This is a genomic window from Elusimicrobiota bacterium, from assembly GCA_016180815.1.
Lineage (GTDB): Bacteria > Elusimicrobiota > Elusimicrobia > JACQPE01 > JACQPE01 > JACPAN01.
Map to the genome: position 1 here is coordinate 18277 of JACPAN010000011.1, position 16184 is coordinate 34460.

The 16184-nt window shown below is 52.7% G+C and carries 20 protein-coding genes; 16 read left to right on the forward strand and 4 right to left on the reverse strand.

From position 1 onward, the window contains the following. The 11 genes from HYT79_05925 to HYT79_05975 all read left to right on the forward strand — a co-directional run bounded on the left by HYT79_05925 (position 1) and on the right by HYT79_05975 (position 10992). Positions 1 to 1251, forward strand: coding sequence for an acyl-CoA dehydrogenase family protein (locus HYT79_05925; protein ID MBI2070122.1), 1251 nt, complete (start codon positions 1 to 3; stop codon positions 1249 to 1251). A 35-nt stretch (positions 1252 to 1286) separates the two neighbouring features. Further along, positions 1287 to 3122, forward strand: a complete 1836-nt coding sequence (locus HYT79_05930) for a 2-oxoacid:acceptor oxidoreductase subunit alpha (protein MBI2070123.1) — start codon at positions 1287 to 1289, stop codon at positions 3120 to 3122. Between the two features lies 1 nt (position 3123). After that, complete coding sequence (locus tag HYT79_05935; protein MBI2070124.1) at positions 3124 to 4170, forward strand: 2-oxoacid:ferredoxin oxidoreductase subunit beta; 1047 nt, start codon at positions 3124 to 3126, stop codon at positions 4168 to 4170. A gap of 23 nt (positions 4171 to 4193) precedes the next feature. Then, the gene (locus tag HYT79_05940; protein MBI2070125.1) at positions 4194 to 5144 is read left to right on the forward strand and encodes a sugar kinase; all 951 of its coding nucleotides are present in this window, start codon (positions 4194 to 4196) and stop codon (positions 5142 to 5144) included. Further along, positions 5141 to 6556 carry an FAD-binding protein gene (locus HYT79_05945; GenBank protein ID MBI2070126.1) on the forward strand — a complete coding sequence of 472 codons (1416 nt, stop codon included), beginning with the start codon at positions 5141 to 5143 and terminating at the stop codon, positions 6554 to 6556. Before HYT79_05940 ends, HYT79_05945 begins: the two co-directional genes overlap by 4 nt. Before the next feature lie 71 nt (positions 6557 to 6627). After that, a complete protein-coding gene (locus tag HYT79_05950) occupies positions 6628 to 6789 on the forward strand; it encodes a twin-arginine translocase TatA/TatE family subunit (GenBank protein ID MBI2070127.1) in 162 nt (53 codons plus the stop codon). 107 nt (positions 6790 to 6896) lie between these two features. Further along, a complete protein-coding gene (rpsB, locus tag HYT79_05955) occupies positions 6897 to 7694 on the forward strand; it encodes a 30S ribosomal protein S2 (protein MBI2070128.1) in 798 nt (265 codons plus the stop codon). Next, positions 7694 to 8341, forward strand: coding sequence for a translation elongation factor Ts (gene tsf / locus HYT79_05960; protein MBI2070129.1), 648 nt, complete (start codon positions 7694 to 7696; stop codon positions 8339 to 8341). The genes rpsB and tsf overlap by 1 nt, the downstream gene beginning before the upstream one ends. Beyond that, the gene (locus tag HYT79_05965) at positions 8334 to 9047 is read left to right on the forward strand and encodes a UMP kinase (GenBank protein MBI2070130.1); all 714 of its coding nucleotides are present in this window, start codon (positions 8334 to 8336) and stop codon (positions 9045 to 9047) included. Before tsf ends, HYT79_05965 begins: the two co-directional genes overlap by 8 nt. Positions 9048 to 9052: 5 nt before the next feature. Then, positions 9053 to 9616, forward strand: a complete 564-nt coding sequence (gene frr / locus HYT79_05970; GenBank protein MBI2070131.1) for a ribosome recycling factor — start codon at positions 9053 to 9055, stop codon at positions 9614 to 9616. 71 nt (positions 9617 to 9687) lie between these two features. Further along, positions 9688 to 10992, forward strand: a complete 1305-nt coding sequence (locus HYT79_05975) for a hypothetical protein (protein ID MBI2070132.1) — start codon at positions 9688 to 9690, stop codon at positions 10990 to 10992. Positions 10993 to 11023: 31 nt separating this feature from the next. Here the strand turns inward: HYT79_05975 and HYT79_05980 are convergent, their stop codons facing one another. Further along, entirely contained in the window at positions 11024 to 11272 is a 249-nt protein-coding gene (locus HYT79_05980) for a hypothetical protein (GenBank protein MBI2070133.1), read from the reverse strand. Continuing rightward, positions 11244 to 11588, reverse strand: coding sequence for a BrnT family toxin (locus HYT79_05985; GenBank protein ID MBI2070134.1), 345 nt, complete (start codon positions 11586 to 11588; stop codon positions 11244 to 11246). The genes HYT79_05980 and HYT79_05985 overlap by 29 nt, the downstream gene beginning before the upstream one ends. Before the next feature lie 173 nt (positions 11589 to 11761). Here HYT79_05985 and HYT79_05990 point away from each other — a divergent pair, with 173 nt between their 5' ends. Beyond that, entirely contained in the window at positions 11762 to 12127 is a 366-nt protein-coding gene (locus HYT79_05990; GenBank protein MBI2070135.1) for a type II toxin-antitoxin system RelE/ParE family toxin, read from the forward strand. 64 nt (positions 12128 to 12191) lie between these two features. Further along, a complete protein-coding gene (locus HYT79_05995; GenBank protein ID MBI2070136.1) occupies positions 12192 to 12539 on the forward strand; it encodes a helix-turn-helix transcriptional regulator in 348 nt (115 codons plus the stop codon). On the opposite strand, the gene HYT79_06000 is transcribed toward HYT79_05995, so the two are convergent. Then, positions 12536 to 13660, reverse strand: a complete 1125-nt coding sequence (locus tag HYT79_06000; GenBank protein MBI2070137.1) for a Fic family protein — start codon at positions 13658 to 13660, stop codon at positions 12536 to 12538. The two genes, HYT79_05995 and HYT79_06000, sit on opposite strands and share 4 nt — an antisense overlap. 256 nt (positions 13661 to 13916) lie before the next feature. On the opposite strand from HYT79_06000, the gene HYT79_06005 reads away from it, so the two are divergent. The 3 genes from HYT79_06005 (at position 13917) to HYT79_06015 (ending at position 15370) form a co-directional block, all read left to right on the forward strand. Further along, positions 13917 to 14543, forward strand: coding sequence for a hypothetical protein (locus HYT79_06005; GenBank protein ID MBI2070138.1), 627 nt, complete (start codon positions 13917 to 13919; stop codon positions 14541 to 14543). 81 nt (positions 14544 to 14624) lie between these two features. Beyond that, complete coding sequence (locus HYT79_06010; protein ID MBI2070139.1) at positions 14625 to 14981, forward strand: PAS domain S-box protein; 357 nt, start codon at positions 14625 to 14627, stop codon at positions 14979 to 14981. After that, positions 14978 to 15370 carry a PAS domain-containing protein gene (locus HYT79_06015; GenBank protein MBI2070140.1) on the forward strand — a complete coding sequence of 131 codons (393 nt, stop codon included), beginning with the start codon at positions 14978 to 14980 and terminating at the stop codon, positions 15368 to 15370. Before HYT79_06010 ends, HYT79_06015 begins: the two co-directional genes overlap by 4 nt. 95 nt (positions 15371 to 15465) lie before the next feature. Here the strand turns inward: HYT79_06015 and HYT79_06020 are convergent, their stop codons facing one another. Continuing rightward, a complete protein-coding gene (locus HYT79_06020) occupies positions 15466 to 16125 on the reverse strand; it encodes a thermonuclease family protein (protein MBI2070141.1) in 660 nt (219 codons plus the stop codon). Positions 16126 to 16184: the final 59 nt, after the last annotated feature.

Below are 16184 nucleotides of genomic sequence, written 5' to 3' on the forward strand. Positions count from 1 at the left end.
ATGCCCCAGACAACCATGAAACCCGCGATGAAGCCTTCGATCAAGGATTATTATTTCCAGGACGACAGTTTTTTAGACGACGAAGGGAAGACCGTCCGGGACACGGCGCGGGCTTTTATTGAGAAAGAAGTCCTAAAAAATATTCAGCGCTGGGACAAAGGGGATATCAGCCCTTACGCCACGCACGAAGAAATGGTCCGGGACACGGCGCGCAAGCTGGGCCGTCAAATCGGGCTCTTCGGCCTGAATTTAAAAGACCTCGGCAAGTATTTGGGCGACGCCTCGTATGAATCGATCTCCTATACCTCGTACGGCGCGGCCTTGCGCGAGCTGGAAGCCGCGGATTCTACGCTGCGTTCGTTGGTTTCCGTGCAAAGCTCCTTGGTCATGTTCGCCGTCAATAAATTCGGCTCCGAAGAGCAGAAGAAAAAATGGCTGCCGGCGCTCCACCGGGGGGAAAAGCTGGGCTGCTTCGGCCTAACCGAGCCCCAGGGAGGCTCCGATCCCGGCTTAATGAAAACCACGGCCGCGCGCCGGGGCTCCTCATGGATTTTAAACGGCAACAAGGTCTGGATCACCAACGGATTTGCGGACCTGGCCGTTGTTTGGGCGAAAACCGATGAGGGCATCCGCGGGTTTCTGGTGGAGAAGGGAACGCCGGGATTTGGCAACCGTTCCGAGGAGAAATGGACGTTTCGCCCGGGCGTGGCATCCTCGTTGTCGTTTTCTTCCTGCGAAATCCCGGAGGACAATTTGTTGCCGAAAACCGTCTTGCCTGCGGGCAAGGATTTGGGCGCGCCGTTATCGTGCCTGACCGAGGCGCGCTACGGCATTTGTTGGGGCGTCATCGGCGCGGCCAGGGCCTGCGTCGAGGAAGTGTTGGCCGCGTCCAAGGAACGGACTATGTTTGCCGTGCCCTTGGCCCAAAAGCAGGATATGCAGAGAAAGCTGGTCTGGTGTTTAAACGAGATCGAAAACGCCCAACTCGTCGCTTTTCAGCTCGGCCGTTTGAAGGATTCGGGGCGGCTGTCTCATACCCATGTGTCCATGGCCAAATACAACAATGTGTCCAAGGCCTGCGAGGTCGCCAGAATGTGCGTTGAGATGCTGCCGGCCGATGTTTTCACCTTCGACGCGTATCATTCGGGCCGGCATTTCAGAAATTTGGAAGTGGTCAAAAAATACGAAGGCACCCATGATATTCATATGTTGATCGTGGGCCGGGAAATCACCGGTTTGAACGCTTTTTAAAACGCGCTATACTAGAGAAGAATTCACCCTTTCTCATGAAAAAAATCGTCAACGATTTCACGATTGAGGTTGCGACCGTCAACGGCACCGGCTCCCAGACTTCGAACTTGGTCTTGACCAAGGCCATCGCGAGCATGGGTATCCCCGTGGGCCCAAAAAATGTTTTTCCGTCTAATATCGCGGGTCTGCCCACCTGGTATTTCATGCGCGTCAACAAGGACGGGTATCTGGGCCGCCGCCGTCGCGTGGACGTGGCCGTGCTGTTGAACCCCACGACGTTTATCTCGGACATCCCCCGCATTCATACCGGCGGAGCCGTGATTTACGAATCAGAATACCCCCTGACCGGCGCGGCCAAACGCAGCGACTTGATTTTTTATCCGGTCCCTTTTGGGCATCTGGCCGCGCATCATATTTCGGATTTCAAGCTGAAAAAGCAATTGACCAACATGATTTACGTGGGCGTGCTGGCTGAGCTGCTTCAAATCGACGCCGAGGCCATCAAGGGCGCCTTGAGCCATCAATTGCGGGGCAAGGAAAAGGCGGTTCTAGTCAACGTCGACGCCATCGAAGTGGGCCGCAAATACGTGCGTGAGAATTTGCCCAAGCAAGATCCTTATTGCGTGGAACCCATGAACAAAACCGCCGGCAAGGTGCTCATCGAGGGCAACACCGCCTGCGCCATGGGCGCGCTCTTCGGCGGTTGCACCGTGGCCGCCTGGTACCCAATCACCCCGGCGTCTTCGTTGTCGGAGACCGTCGAAGACTTGTTTGAAAAATACCGCAAGGATCCCTCGGGCAAAAAGCGCTATGCCGTGATCCAGGCCGAAGATGAAATCGCGGCCATCGGCATGGCCGTGGGCGCGGGCTGGACCGGAGCGCGCGCCATGACCGGCACCAGCGGCCCGGGCATTTCGCTGATGTCCGAATTCGTCGGATTTTCTTATTTCGCCGAGGTCCCGCTGGTGATCTTCGATGTCCAAAGAATCGGGCCGTCGACCGGCCTGCCCACGCGCACGTCGCAGGGTGATTTGCTCGCCGTCGCGCATTTATCCCACGGCGACACCAAACACATCATGCTCATCCCTTCTTCCGTCGAAGAATGTTATGAGTTTTCCATGTTGGCTTTTGATTTGGCGGAGCGCTTCCAAGCGCCGGTTTTCGTGATGAGCGATTTGGATTTGGGCATGAATCTGTGGATGACCGATCCCTTCAAACATCCGGAGAAGCCCTTTGACCGGGGCAAGGTGTTGGATGAAGAGGATTTGAAAAGATTGGGCAGATTCGAGCGCTACGGCGATCCCGACGACGACGGCATCCCTTATCGGACTTATCCGGGCAACGCTCATCCCTCGGCCGCTTATTTTACCCGCGGCAGCGGCCATAACGAATCCGCGGTGTATACGGAAGACGGCGTGGCTTATCAACGCATCGCGGACCGTTTGCTGAAAAAATTCGAGACGGCAAGGGGCTTTTTGCCTCAGCCTGCGGTTGATTATGTGCCGGGCGCCAAAGTCGGCTTGATCGCGTACGGCTCAACGGATCAAATCATCCACGAGTCCCGGGACCTTTTGGCCGCGGAGGGCGTCAAAACCAATTATTTGAAAATCCGCTCCTATCCTTTTGCGTTGGAGCCGGTCAAGGAATTTTTTAAGAAATGCGACAAGATTTTCCTGATCGAGCAGAACCGCGACGCGCAAATGGCGCAGCTCGTCAAGCTGGAATTAGGCAAAGACGCGCATAAATTGCAGCCGTTGTTGCACTACACCGGTTTTCCGATCCCCACGGAAGTCGTGGTCGAAACCATTCTGGCCAAGAAAAAAGAAACGCCCGAAGTCTTCGCCCATGCCATGATGGAGGGCGGGGAATAACATGCCCGAAGTCAAAACCGTTCAGAACGGAACCAACAGGCTGGGTTTGAGCATGGAGGCCTATAAAGGCGCGCCTTCCACGCTGTGCCAGGGCTGCGGCCATGACACGATTTCCCGCCATATCATGAACGCTTTTTATGATTTCGGCGTCGATCCGCATCGCGTGGCGAAAATGAGCGGCATCGGTTGCTCATCGAAAACCCCGGCTTATTTTATGTCGCGCTCCTGCGGTTTGAACGCGATCCACGGGCGCATGCCCTCGGTGGCGACCGGAGCGCGTTTGGGCAACAAAAGCCTGTTCGTTTTGGGCGTTTCCGGCGATGGAGACACCGCGGCCATCGGCCTGGGCCAGTTCTGCCATTTAATCCGCAGGAATGTGTCCATGATTTATGTCATTGAAAACAACGGCGTTTACGGTTTGACCAAAGGACAGTTCTCCGCCACCTCGGACCGGGGCTCAAAACAGAAATGGGGCGCGGTCAATGAGTACGATTCCATCGACTGCTGCAGCTTGGCCATCGAGCTCGGCTGCTCGTTCGTGGCCCGTTCGTTTTCCGGCGACGCCAAACAAGTGGTTCCGTTGCTGCAGGCCGCCATCAGCCACAAGGGCACGGCATTAATCGATATCATCAGCCCGTGCGTGACCTTCAACAATCACGAGGGCTCGACCAGAAGCTACGCCCATGTTCAGAAAACGGACCAGCCGCTGCATGCCCTTGATTTCATTCCTTTTTATGAGGAAGTCCAGGTGGATTATCCCGCCGGCACGAGCAAGGAAGTCACCATGGCCGACGGGTCGCATCTTTTGTTGAAAAAATTAGGCCGCGATTATGATCCGACCAATCGTCTGGCCGCCATCGAGGCCTTGGCCCGGTCCAAACAAGAGGGGGCGTTGTTGACCGGCATGTTGTATGTAAATCCCGATAAAAAAGATCTTCACGAAATCGAAAATATTACGGATGAACCCTTGAACCAGTTGGCGGAAAAGGAACTGCGTCCGGGTCCCGAGGCCTTGAAGCAGATCCTTGACCGGCACGGTTGGGGATAAGGCTTAAGGAGAGAGGGTCAACAATGGGCATTGTTGTGGTGGGTTCGGTCGCGCTTGACGTTATTTCTACTCCGAAAATCAATCGCCGTCGAGTGTTGGGCGGCTCAGCCGTTTATTCGGCCTTGAGTTTATCCACGTTCACCAACGCGCGCTTGGTGGGCGTTGTGGGCGAAGATTTTCCGGCGGACGCGGTCAGCCTTCTGGAGGGCCGGGGCGTGGATTTAGGCGGGTTGGAGCGTAAAGCCGGCCTGACCTTTTCCTGGGAAGGGGAATATACTCACGATCTTTCCGAAGCCAAAACCTTGTCCACCAACTTGAATGTGTTCGCCGAGTTCTCGCCCAAACTCCCCCAGGGTTTTCTTGAAGAAGACGTCGTTTTTCTGGGCAATATCGATCCCGATCTTCAGGCCGATGTTTTAACCCAAATGAAATCGCCGCGCCTGGTGGCGGCGGACACCATCGATCATTGGCTGAGTTTGAAACCCGAGGCCTTGAGAAAATTATTGGCCAAGGTCCATGTGTTCTTTTTGAATGAAAAAGAGGCCAAGCGTTTTTCCGGTGAGTCCAAGGTTTTGCGGGCGGCCCGCGCCATCAGCGCTTGGGGCCCCCGTTTGGTGGTTATCAAATCAGGCGAACACGGGGCCATGGCCTATGACAGCCGAACCGGGCAATGCTTCTGGTCCCCCGCTTTTCCGGCTTATGAGGTCGTTGATCCCACCGGCGCCGGCGATTCGTTCGCGGGCGGATTTTTGGGCACCATGGCTGCGGAGCCGGAGCCTTTCCGGCCCGCGCTGATCAAAAAGGCTTTGTCCGTGGGCAATGTGATGTCCTCATTCGCTATTTCCGCTTTAAGCGTGGAAGGTTTGCTGGCCGCCAGCCGCGAAGAAATCGAGCGCCGCTTGGATACCTTGATGTCCATGGCTCCGGAGCGCGAAGCGACGCTGGCCGCTTTGATCGCCCAGCCCGCGGTTTGAAGCCCGCATACAACAAAGCAACTCCAAGAATTATCGGCGAGCTTCGCCGTATTGCCGGCGACGCCCATGTGTTGACTTCGGATCAGGATCGCCGCCTTTACGGCGGGGATTCGACCGAGCATCTTGTTTTTCCACCCGAAGTTGCGGTTAAGCCGCGCACGGCCGAAGAAATCAGCCGGATTTTAAAACTGGCCGATGAGGCGCGCATCCCGGTCACGCCCAGAGGCGGAGGAACCGGGTTATCCGGCGGCGCCCTTCCTGTGTTTGGAGGCATCGCGCTTAGCGTCGAGCGCATGAATCAGATTTTGGAAATCGACCGGGAAAATTTGATGGCGGTCATCGAGCCCGGCGTGATCACCGAAATCCTTCAAAACGAAGTCGAGAAAGCCGGGCTTTATTACCCGCCGGACCCGGCCAGCCGGGGCTCGTGCCAATTAGGCGGCAATGTGGCGGAAAACGCGGGCGGGCCCCATGCCTTGAAATACGGCGTCACCAAAGACTATGTCCTGGGCTTGGAAGCGGTGCTGCCCTCGGGTGAAATCATTAAAACCGGGGGCAAGCTTTTAAAAGACGTGACCGGGTACAATTTGACCCAGCTCTTGGTCGGCTCGGAAGGCACGCTCGCTATCGTCACCAAAATTATTTTAAAGCTGATCCCGTTGCCGCAATACCGGCGTCTGCTTTACGCCCCGTTCCCGGCCTTGGATGACGCGGCGGTCGCGCTCACTAAAATTTTTGCCCGGCGCATCATGCCTGCGGCCTGCGAGTTCATGGAAAAATCATCCATGGAAATCGTGGAGAAGCGTTTGAGCAGGCAGTTTCCTTCAAGGGGCTCGGCCCAGGCCTGCCTTCTGGTCGAATTGGACGGTAATGACCAGGCCCTTTTGGAAAGAGAATCCGAAATCGTGGGAGAGATTTTGGCCGAATACAATGCTTTGGATGTGCTCACCTGCGACTCCGCGGAAAAACAAAAAGAGATTTGGAATTTGCGCCGCTCTATCGGCGAGGCGGTCAAGCAATTGATTTATAAAGAGGAAGACACCGTGGTCCCCCGCACCCGCTTGCCTGAGCTGGTGGGCCTGGTGAAAGACATTTCCAAGCGCCACGGCCTTGAATCCGTTTGTTACGGCCATGCGGGCGACGGCAATATTCATGTCAATTTATTGAGGGGGGAACTCGATGAAGGCGCTTGGAAACTCAAGTCCGCGTCCGCCATTCGGGAGATTTTTACGGAAACCGTGCGTTTAGGCGGCAATATTTCCGGGGAGCACGGCATCGGCTGGATTCAAAAAGAATACTTACCCATGGGCCTGGGCCCTGTTGAAATCAAACTCATGCGCCGGATCAAAACTCTGTTCGATCCCAACAATATCCTTAACCCAGGCAAGATTTTTCCGGAATCAGCGGTCTAATTCCAAAACCCCGAGCTCCAAGTCCCATCCCGCATGATAGGTTTCACCGGAAATGATTTATAATAAAGGCAATGTTCAACCTAGGCTGGGGCGAAATTCTCCTGATTGGAGCGGCCGCTCTGCTGATTTTTGGACCGAGCCGTTTGCCTCAATTGGCGAAATCCGTTGGGGAAGCGGTCCGGACATTCCGGAAAGAGTTGAAGAACGAAGAAGCAAGTACACCGGATAAGTAGGCAATCTGCCGTTACCACGGCGTTCCTTAATAACCTGGGCGTCTTGTTGTCTGTCCCGGAACTCGGATTGATATTTTTTCGCATGCTATAATTGCTGACACAAACAAATGCAACAGATATCGATTAAAGCGATGCTCGAAGCCGGGGCCCATTTCGGGCACCAGACGCGTCGCTGGAACCCGAAAATGGCCAAATACATTTACGGGTCCCGCAATAACATCCATATCATCGATCTCCAGAAATCCGCCAAAGAATTAAAGCGCGCGCTCCGTTTCGCCGAAGAAGTGGCGCTCAAGGGCGGCAAGATTCTCTTCGTCGGCACCAAGCGTCAGGCTCAGGAAACCGTCAAGGCCGAGGCCCAGCGCTGCGGCGAGTTTTACGTCACCAGCCGCTGGATCGGCGGCACGCTCACCAATTTCGCCACGGTCAGGAAATCCATCGACCGTTTGCTCGAGATGGAAAAAATGTTGAACGAAGGCATTCTGGACATCTTGAATAAAAAAGAGGGCCGCAAATTTACCCGCGAGTTCGAATCCTTGAAAAATAAATACGAAGGCGTCAAACTCATGAGGCGCATTCCGGATGCCCTTTTTATCGTTGACACCACCGAAGAAGTGACCGCCACCAACGAAGCTCAGTGCACGCGGGTTCCCATTGTGGGCATCTGCGACACCAACGCGGATCCGGACCTGATCGATTTTCCGATCCCCGGCAACGACGATGCGCTTCGCTCCATCCGATTTTTCACCCAATCCGTGGCCCAGGCCGTCATCGACGCCAAAGCCCGGAACAAGCCGCCTGAAACCGCCGAAGCCATGGCTGTGGCCGGCGTAGCCGCGGATTCAAGTTCTTCCCCGGCCGAAGTGCCCGTGGCGCCGGCTCCGGGAACGGAGGCTTCCAGCTAATGCCCGTGAGCGCGCCGATTTCCGCCGAACAAGTCGCCAAGCTCCGCGAAAAAACAGGCGCGGGGTTCATGGATTGCAAAAAAGCCCTGGCAGAGACCAACGGCGATTTTGAGAAAGCCGTCGAGGTTTTAAGAAAGAAAGGTTTGGCTTCCGCCGCGCAAAGAGCCGGGCGCACCGCAGCCGACGGTTTGGTCGGCACCTACGTGCATCACAGCGGGAAAGTCGGCGTGATGCTTGAGTTGAATTGCGAAACAGATTTCGTGGCCAAATCAACCGATTTCCAGGAATTGACCAAAGAGCTGGCCCTTCAGATCGCGGCCGCTAATCCCCGCTGGCTTCGCCGTGAAGACGTGCCTGTCGCGATTCTTGAGAAAGAAAAAGAGATTTACCGCCAGCAGGCCGCAGCCACCGGCAAACCGGCCGCTGCTCTGGATAAAATCGTCGAGGGCAAATTGAACAAGTTTTATTCTGATTTTTGTCTTTTAGAGCAGCTCTCCGTCCGGGATAGCTCCGGAAAAACAAAAGTGGGCGATCTGATCGCCCGCGTCATCGCTAAAGTGGGCGAAAACGTCGTCTTAAAGCGCTTCGCGCGCTTTCAAGTCGGCGAAGAAACCGCCTCAACCTCCTCCACCACCAATAGTGCCTGAGCCAAAGTACCGCCGGGTTCTCGTTAAACTCTCCGGCGAGGCTTTGTTGGGCGATTTAGACCACGGCATTCATCCCGGCGCTATCGCCAAAATTTGCGCTGAATTGGTTAACGCTTATAAAGTGGGCGTGCAATTGGCCATTGTCATCGGCGGCGGCAATATCTGGCGGGGCGGGGAAAACCAAATCCCGGACGTCAATCGCGTGACCGCGGATAATATGGGCATGTTGGCCACCGTCATCAACGCCTTGGCTCTTCAAGATGCCTTGGAATCACGGCAGGTGCCCACCCGCGTTCAAAGCGCCATTGAGATCAATAAGCTGGTTGAGCCTTATATCCCCCGGCGCGCGGTTCGGCATTTGGAAAAAGGACGGGTCGTGATTTTCGCGGGCGGCATCGGCTCGCCTTATTTCACCACGGACACAACCGCGGCCCTTCGCTCCATCGAAGTCGACGCCCAGATTTTGTTGAAAGCCACCAAAGTCGACGGCGTATACACCGATGATCCAAAGAAAAACAGCAAGGCCAAAAAGTATGATACATTGGGTTTTGAAGAAGCGATCACTAAGAGACTAAAAATCATGGATACCTCGGCCTTCACGCTCTGCATGGATAATAAAATCCCCGTTCTGGTTTTCGACTTAAACGTCAACGGCAATATCACTAAAGCCGTCAAAGGCGAAAAAGTGGGCACCCTCATCAACTGATTCTTATGCAAGCCCCGGCTCATTTTCAGAAATTCGCTCAAGCCGCTAAAGGAGCGTTGGATCAGTTAAGGCAGGAATTCATGTCCATCCGTACCAGCCGCGTCTCCCCGTCCATGCTGGAGCGAATCAAGGTTTTGACCTACGGCGCTGAAATGCCCATCAATCAAGTGGCGTCCGTTGGCTCCCTGGACGCCCGCACCTTGGAGGTGCGCCCCTGGGACCCCAAAGTGGCCGGGGACATCGAAAAAGCCATTCAGAAATCAGATTTAGGCGTCACGCCCACCAATGACGGCACGGTGCTGCGCATCGCGTTCCCGGCATTAACCGAGGAACGCCGCAAAGACTACATCAAAGTCGCCAAAAACTACGCCGAAGCCGCCAGGGTCAAGGTGAGAAACGCCCGCCGCGACGCGCAGGAAGAAGCGATTCAAAAGCCCTTGAAGGAAAAAAAGATTACCGAAGACGAAAAATTCCGCCGCCAGCACGAACTCGACGGCCTCACCAACAAACTCATCCAAGACGTTGATAGCCTCCTAGCCGCCAAAGAAAAAGAAATCCTGGAAGTTTAGGCCGCTAGAAGTTTATTTATCCCTTTGGTATGCAGCGTAAGTTTTTTGGCGGTATGCTATTTTAAAATTCAATGTCATTATCATCTAGATGTTTATTTTGTTCTACCCCTCTAAATAATTTAACTAAGCGACAGCATATTATTACGGAATCATTGGGTGGCACCCTATCCTCCGACAAGATTACCTGTCTTTCTTGTAATGAACACTTTGGGCAATCTATAGATCTTATTACGGCAAACAAGTATTGCCATATTTTGAATTCACTTGGACCTGTTTTAAAACGACCAGCTCCTACATACACCGTGTGGGGAAAGACCGATCAAAAAAAATTACGCATGGAACCAGGTATGGTTGGCAAGCTGGAAAAAGCTGACGTGAAAAAGAACTCGGATGGAAATTTTTCTATCAAAGCAAATAGCGAAGAACATGCGCAGAAGATTCTAAAGAGTATCGGGCGTAAAGCGAAAGAAACGATTTATCAACCGACTCCTCACGATCAAGTTTATCTCCATAAAGCGCCGCTGATAGATGAAGCAGAATTCCGATCAGTCGTTAAAATTTCTTTAGAATATTTATATCTAAAGAAGCCTGACATCATAAGCAAAATTAATATTTCGGCAGGACTCCAGTATGCACGTTACGCCATATCCCCAACTGTTAGGTGCTGTTTCTTTTTGGAAAATATTTATGAGGGTAGAAAACTTATTCAACAACACTTTCCTAAAAATCGGTCGTTTTCTCATAAGTTATTGATTAGCGGCCATAATAATGGGGTCGACGCACTCCTCATTCTTTTCGACGAGATATTTTATCGCGTCCGGTTATCTGGCAGCACAACCCCTTCATTTTCTCTGCTCTATCAAAAAAACATTCTGAAAAATGATCCAGAAGATTACGTTCAAGAATTGACTCAATCTATTTCTTTGGGAACCATGGAGATCATTTCAGATGTCCGCCAGCGAGAGAGTCAACGTATGATGGCCCTGCATGCAAAGGCAGATTGGTACGTGGACATGAATTGCCGAGAATTTGTTGTTGAACAATACTTGATTGCTATTCGGACGGGACATAAGAAAGGATCAATTATTGATATTACCGAAGATCAGATTCTCGCGCAGATAATCAAGCGAGCAAATGCTGTATTCGCTCTCGAATCTATTTCAAAAGCAGAAGTAAAAGCAGAATCCAACAAAATTTTTAGAAACCTAAAGAAATCATCTCTGCGATTTATTGGAGAAAAATTGGATAATCCATCGGTTAAACTTAGAGAAAGAATTTGGCAAGTTCATCTTGAAGCTTTTCGGCTTCACAAAGCATATGTGGCACAACCTTCTTATGGTCATTTATCTTTTGGATTTGTCGATAGAGAGAGTTAACGAAAAGGGGGCAGGCTGGTTTTTCTAGTTTTCAGTAATCGTCTATATGCTCATAGGCGATGATTTTGAGCATTGTTTGATACCCGATGCCGCGCTTGGCGGCTTTCTCTTTGAGTTTGGCGATAAAAGCCGGGTCTAAAAGCAACGAAGTCGGCATTTGTCGAATTTTGGGGCGAACGACATAGGCCGAGGCGCTTTCTCTGACAGAGCGGCCTAAATCTTTTTTTTCAAATTCTTCCAGTTGCGCGTCCCTAGTCTTTTTTTTGGACTGTTTTTTCATAGAACCTCCGTTCCTCTTTTCGCATTAGCCGGCATGAAATCGGCCTGAGTTTTTCTCCGCGTTTGGTAAATAGAGCCAAAAACCGTCCTTCGTCGCTTTGTCCCAAGATCAGCCCTCGCCATTCGGGATGGGCCGGTTTTATGATTTCCCCTGCAAAAATATATTCATCTTGGTTCAGCAGAGATTCGATCTCTTCATCAGGTATCCCATGTTTTCTATTTTTGTCGATATTGCCGTCATCCCAATCAAAAGTTTCCGTTTCGGGTATTAATTTTTCGAGCCAGGCAAGCGCGGCGAAGTCCGGCTCTAATTTCACTACTATATTATAGCTATAAAATAGTTAAATCGCTGTAGACGAAAAAAAGGCGAGGAAAAAGGAGGCCGGCATTTGCCAGGGAAACATTGCAATCGGTCCATGACAAATTGGCCGCTCCCTGTCTTTTAAAAAACTACCTATTGCTAATATAGCCATTTGGCTATAATATTGTTATGAGCGATTTAGGCTCCTCGGCAAAATTTCAAATCGTTTTCTTTCCGGCAGCCAAGAAAGAATATGAAAAGGAAGTTAAGCAGTCTCAGGAGCGGGCCAAAATAGATGCAATATTGGAAAAAGTGGAAACATACGGATTTCAAGCTCTCGGAGCTAATTTTGAGAAGGTAAAAGGAGCGGATAATATTTATGAACTTAAGATTAAGGCCTTTGGCTCGGAACATCGGTTTTTGTTCGGTTACGCTCCCGAGAAGTCGCCGGAGGGTCTGCCCATTTTGATTTTGCTTCGGTATCTCAAGAAGAAACAATGGAAACTTCCTCAGGGGGACATTCAAGCGGCGGTAAATCGCCTGCGTCAGTTTTAATGATTAGCTATGGAGGAGGTGCGATGCAATGAGCCGCATTAGCCGTCGTGTAAGGAGGGGGGTAGTGCGAGAAGAGGCCGCCAGATACGGCGAAACGCTCAAATCAACCATACAGGGCAAGCTGGATGATCCTCAGTACCGCAAGCACTATTTGGTCTATAAAATCCGCAGCGAACTGGCTTACCAGATCAAATCTTTGCGAGAGGCTGAAAAATTGACGCAGAAACAACTGGCGGATAAGGTGGGCGTGCCGCAGTCGGTGATTGCCCGCGCTGAAAGTTTGGAAGATGAGCGGGTCCCGAGCCTGGATTTCTTGGTACGTGTTTTTTATGCGCTTAAGACCAGGGCTTTTTTGGAAATCATCCCACCGCCTCAGACTCAAGAGCAAAAGCGCGAAGTCGTCCTGGTTTAAGGGGCAGGCGTCGTCTTCAGAGAGTAACTCGTGCTTCGGCCGCCGGCTTTGTCTTTAACCAAAATACCTTGATTAATCAAATCGACAATGTCGCGTTGCGCCGTATCGTGTGAGCACTTGGTCAGCGCCGCCCATTTAGACGACGTCATCTTGCCTTCAAAGCCGTCGAGCAGTTTGTTTAACATCAGGCGCTGGCGTTCGTTAAGCGCTGTTGCGGCGTGAGTTTTCCAAAATTGATCCTTCTTAAAGACCGACGCCAGCGAGCTCTCCGTCCCCGCAATGGCTCGATCGAGACAGTTTAAGAACCATAACATCCACTCGGTCACGTCGAGCGTGCCTTTCTGCGTGTTTTCCAGGATGTCGTAATACTCTTTGCGTTGACGGCGTATTTGCGCCGACATGCTGTAGAAGCGCTGCGGGCTGTTCTCGGATCGAGCCAACGCCCAATCCGCGATCGCGCGGGCGATGCGACCGTTGCCGTCATCGAAAGGATGGACGGTGACAAACCATAAGTGGGCTTGGGCGGCTTTTAAAACCGGATCGACGTCTCCAGTTCGGTTCGCCCAATCAAGGAAGGCGGTCACTTCGGAGTCCAGTTTTCTAGCCGCCGGAGCCTCATAATGCACGCGTTCATGGCCTATCGCGCCGGAGATGACCTGCATCGGGCCTTTGGCATCGTCGCGCCAGGCGCCGATCTTGATTTTGGATGCGCCCGGAACGCCCAGAGGAAAGAGCGCCTGATGCCAGCCGAACAGGCGTTCCTTCGTCAGCGGCTCATCGTAATTTTGCGTCGCCTCCAGGGTCATTTCAACCACGCCGTCGACGCGGCGATCCGCAGGCGTCAAGCCGGCGATATCCATGCCGAGCCGCCGCGCGATCGAGGAGCGCACTTGCTCCGTGTTGAGCACTTCACCTTCGATTTCGCTCGACTTTATAACATCGAGCGTGAGCGCCTGCAGCACGGTCTCGTTTTGCTGGGGAAAGCCGAGACCGTCCATTCGACCGAGCAGTCGGCCTTGGCGGTGGCGCACGCCAGCCAAGGGCGTTGCGATAATCTCTTGTTTCCAATGAAATTTTGGCCAGTCGAGCAGTTGATGAATATATTGATTTAATCTACGCATTTTATGCGTATATTATAAGGCGTATTCTACGCAAATTCAAGTCTTAATATACGCAATTTATGCGTATATTAAGACGATGTGCTGAACGGTATTGTTTTGGTTTCATGAGATGAAACTTTAGCTGGTTTATTGGTAAACATCAGCGCCACGGGCCTAAAGTCCTCCGGTTTATTCCTTCAAGACCTACGGCGGGATTGCCGCCTTTTGTCAAAATGAGAACGCTTCGATCGCGAATGAAATTAACCAAGGAGGCATCATGAGAATATCGGCAAGCGCCTTCATCGCCATTGCAGCAGCGGCAGTCAACGGTTTTGCGGCGCCCGGGCTTTCGAAAAATTCGAGAGGCTTGGACAAAGAATTGATTTGGGCGGCGTATCATAACAGCGCTCAACGTATGGAGGGATCGGCGCGCGCAACCGGCTCCGATGCGACAGTAACCGCGTCCGCGGTTCGGCCTTTTCGCAGCGCCGGCCGGCTGCAACGGGTTTTTATTGAGCCTCCGGCGGGCGCAGTGGCGGGCGCGCTGGCTGTGAGCATGGTTCCTCCTGTGGTCGGCAACATCCGCAAATATGGTTTCGGGGGCGCTTTCCGGAAGATTCCCGGACAGGAATTCGACTTTTTGCTTTTTAGCTTCAGGTTCATGGGCGGCGGCTTGGGAGGATTCGGCGGCGCTCTCACGCACGGGGCGCTCAGAGACAAAATCGGCGTCGGCCCCAGCCTGGGCCTTTCCGCCGCTGTTTCCAGCGTTGCGGTGGGCCTCGGGACGGCTATTATTGACCGGCAAATCGGTTCCTTCCCCATGGGCGCCCGATGGGGGTTAGCCGGGGGTTTAATCGGAGCCGGGGTCGTGGAATTAACCAGACGGCTACGCGGTCAGCGTTAATCCGGCAAACAAATCAGCGAACCATTTTGCTCAAGAAATCCCAGAACAAAGGAGCCAGATTTAAAATAGTAAGCTTTTCCAATGGCCCGCCTGGCGGATATTGAGGCTGAAGACCAACTCCCTGTGGTTATGGTTAATAGCCACGGGTTGATTACTCGGGTTAACCGGGAATTTGAGCGGCTTTTCGGCTGGACATCGGCGGAAGTGTTCGGCAAACCTCTCACGATCATCATTCCGCCCAGTTTGCGAGAGGCCCATCAAGCCGGTTTTTCCCGCCTCTTGGTGACCAATCAGCCCCGGCTTCTGAATCAACCGATCCGGCTTAAGGCCGTCAATAAAGCGGGACGCGAGTTTATCGCCGAGCATTTTATTGTCGGAGAAAGGCACGGCGGCGAGTGGTTTTTCGGCGCCACGATTCGCGAGGTTCCGCCCCGATGACCGCAGACCCAAATCAGCTTATTGAGGAACTGCGCAGGTCCTTAGGCAAGCTGGAGATGGCCTTAAATGCCATTGCCCAGGCCATGCTTTACACCAACGCCAAGGGAGAAATCCAATGGTGCAATGCCGCCTTTGAGCGCATGGCGCAGCGCCGGCGTTTGGAACTTCTGGGCACGCCGCTTAAGAAAGTGATGCGCCTGGAGACATCGGGGAAACCCTTGCCTTGGAGCAAGCACCCCGCCAATGCTGCGGCAAGGATTTTAAGAGACAAACCCTTGATATGCCGTTGGCGCTGCGGCCGGAAAACTTTGGACGTGCAAATTTTCCGCACGCCCATGGTTAAGGACAAAGACGGCGCAGGATTTGTTTTTATCATCCGCGCTGAATAATCGCCTTTGCGAAGGCTGTTCTTCGTTGTCAACCACAATCTCCGGGATCAATGACCCGGAGATAAAAAAAGCCTTAGACGCCCTGTAAAAGGAGTCTATTTCCACAGCCCGCGTTTGTTTTCCCGGGCTTCTTTCTCCAGGGCCCTGAAATTGTCCATCAATTTATACGGGAATCTGGTGTAGGCGAAGCCGTAGCCTTCGCGGATAATTTTGGCGTTCAGGATATCGCCGTCCGGCAGCAAAACATAAGCTAGAAGCCGTCCGTATTTGTCTTTGTGTTTGACGTAGGTGTTATCAGGGTCCAAAGCCAGGTTCACGGCTTTTCCTTCGACCAGGGCTTCGACGAAATCCTTGGCTTCTTTGGCGTAGTATTGCACCGGTTTCTTAGGATGATGCAGTTCCGGGGTGTCCACCCCGATGAGGCGCACTTTTCTGCCGTCTTCAAGGACCAAGGTGTCGCCGTCAACCACGCGTCGGACCTTGGTTTTTTCATCGGTTTCCATTGTGTAGTAGCCCGGAAGGATTTTTTGTTTGGGGGGAGGCGGAGATTCCTGGGATGTGCCCAGCGCTTCGAGAGCATCTTCCTTTGATTTGAACAAGCGTCCGTCCAGCGGTCCTTTGTGACAATGGTAACCGCCTGCTTTGCGGTCATGATGGCAGCCCAGCTTGTCCCGTCCGCCGCCATGGGCCTGGACGGGTTTTGAAACTAGAGCAAAGGCTAAAGAAGCAAGAAGGATTCGGAGTTTTGAACCCACAAGGAAAGCTTGCCTTGAGAAGGCTTTTGATGCAAGACGAGGCTGATTTTCCTGGGGGT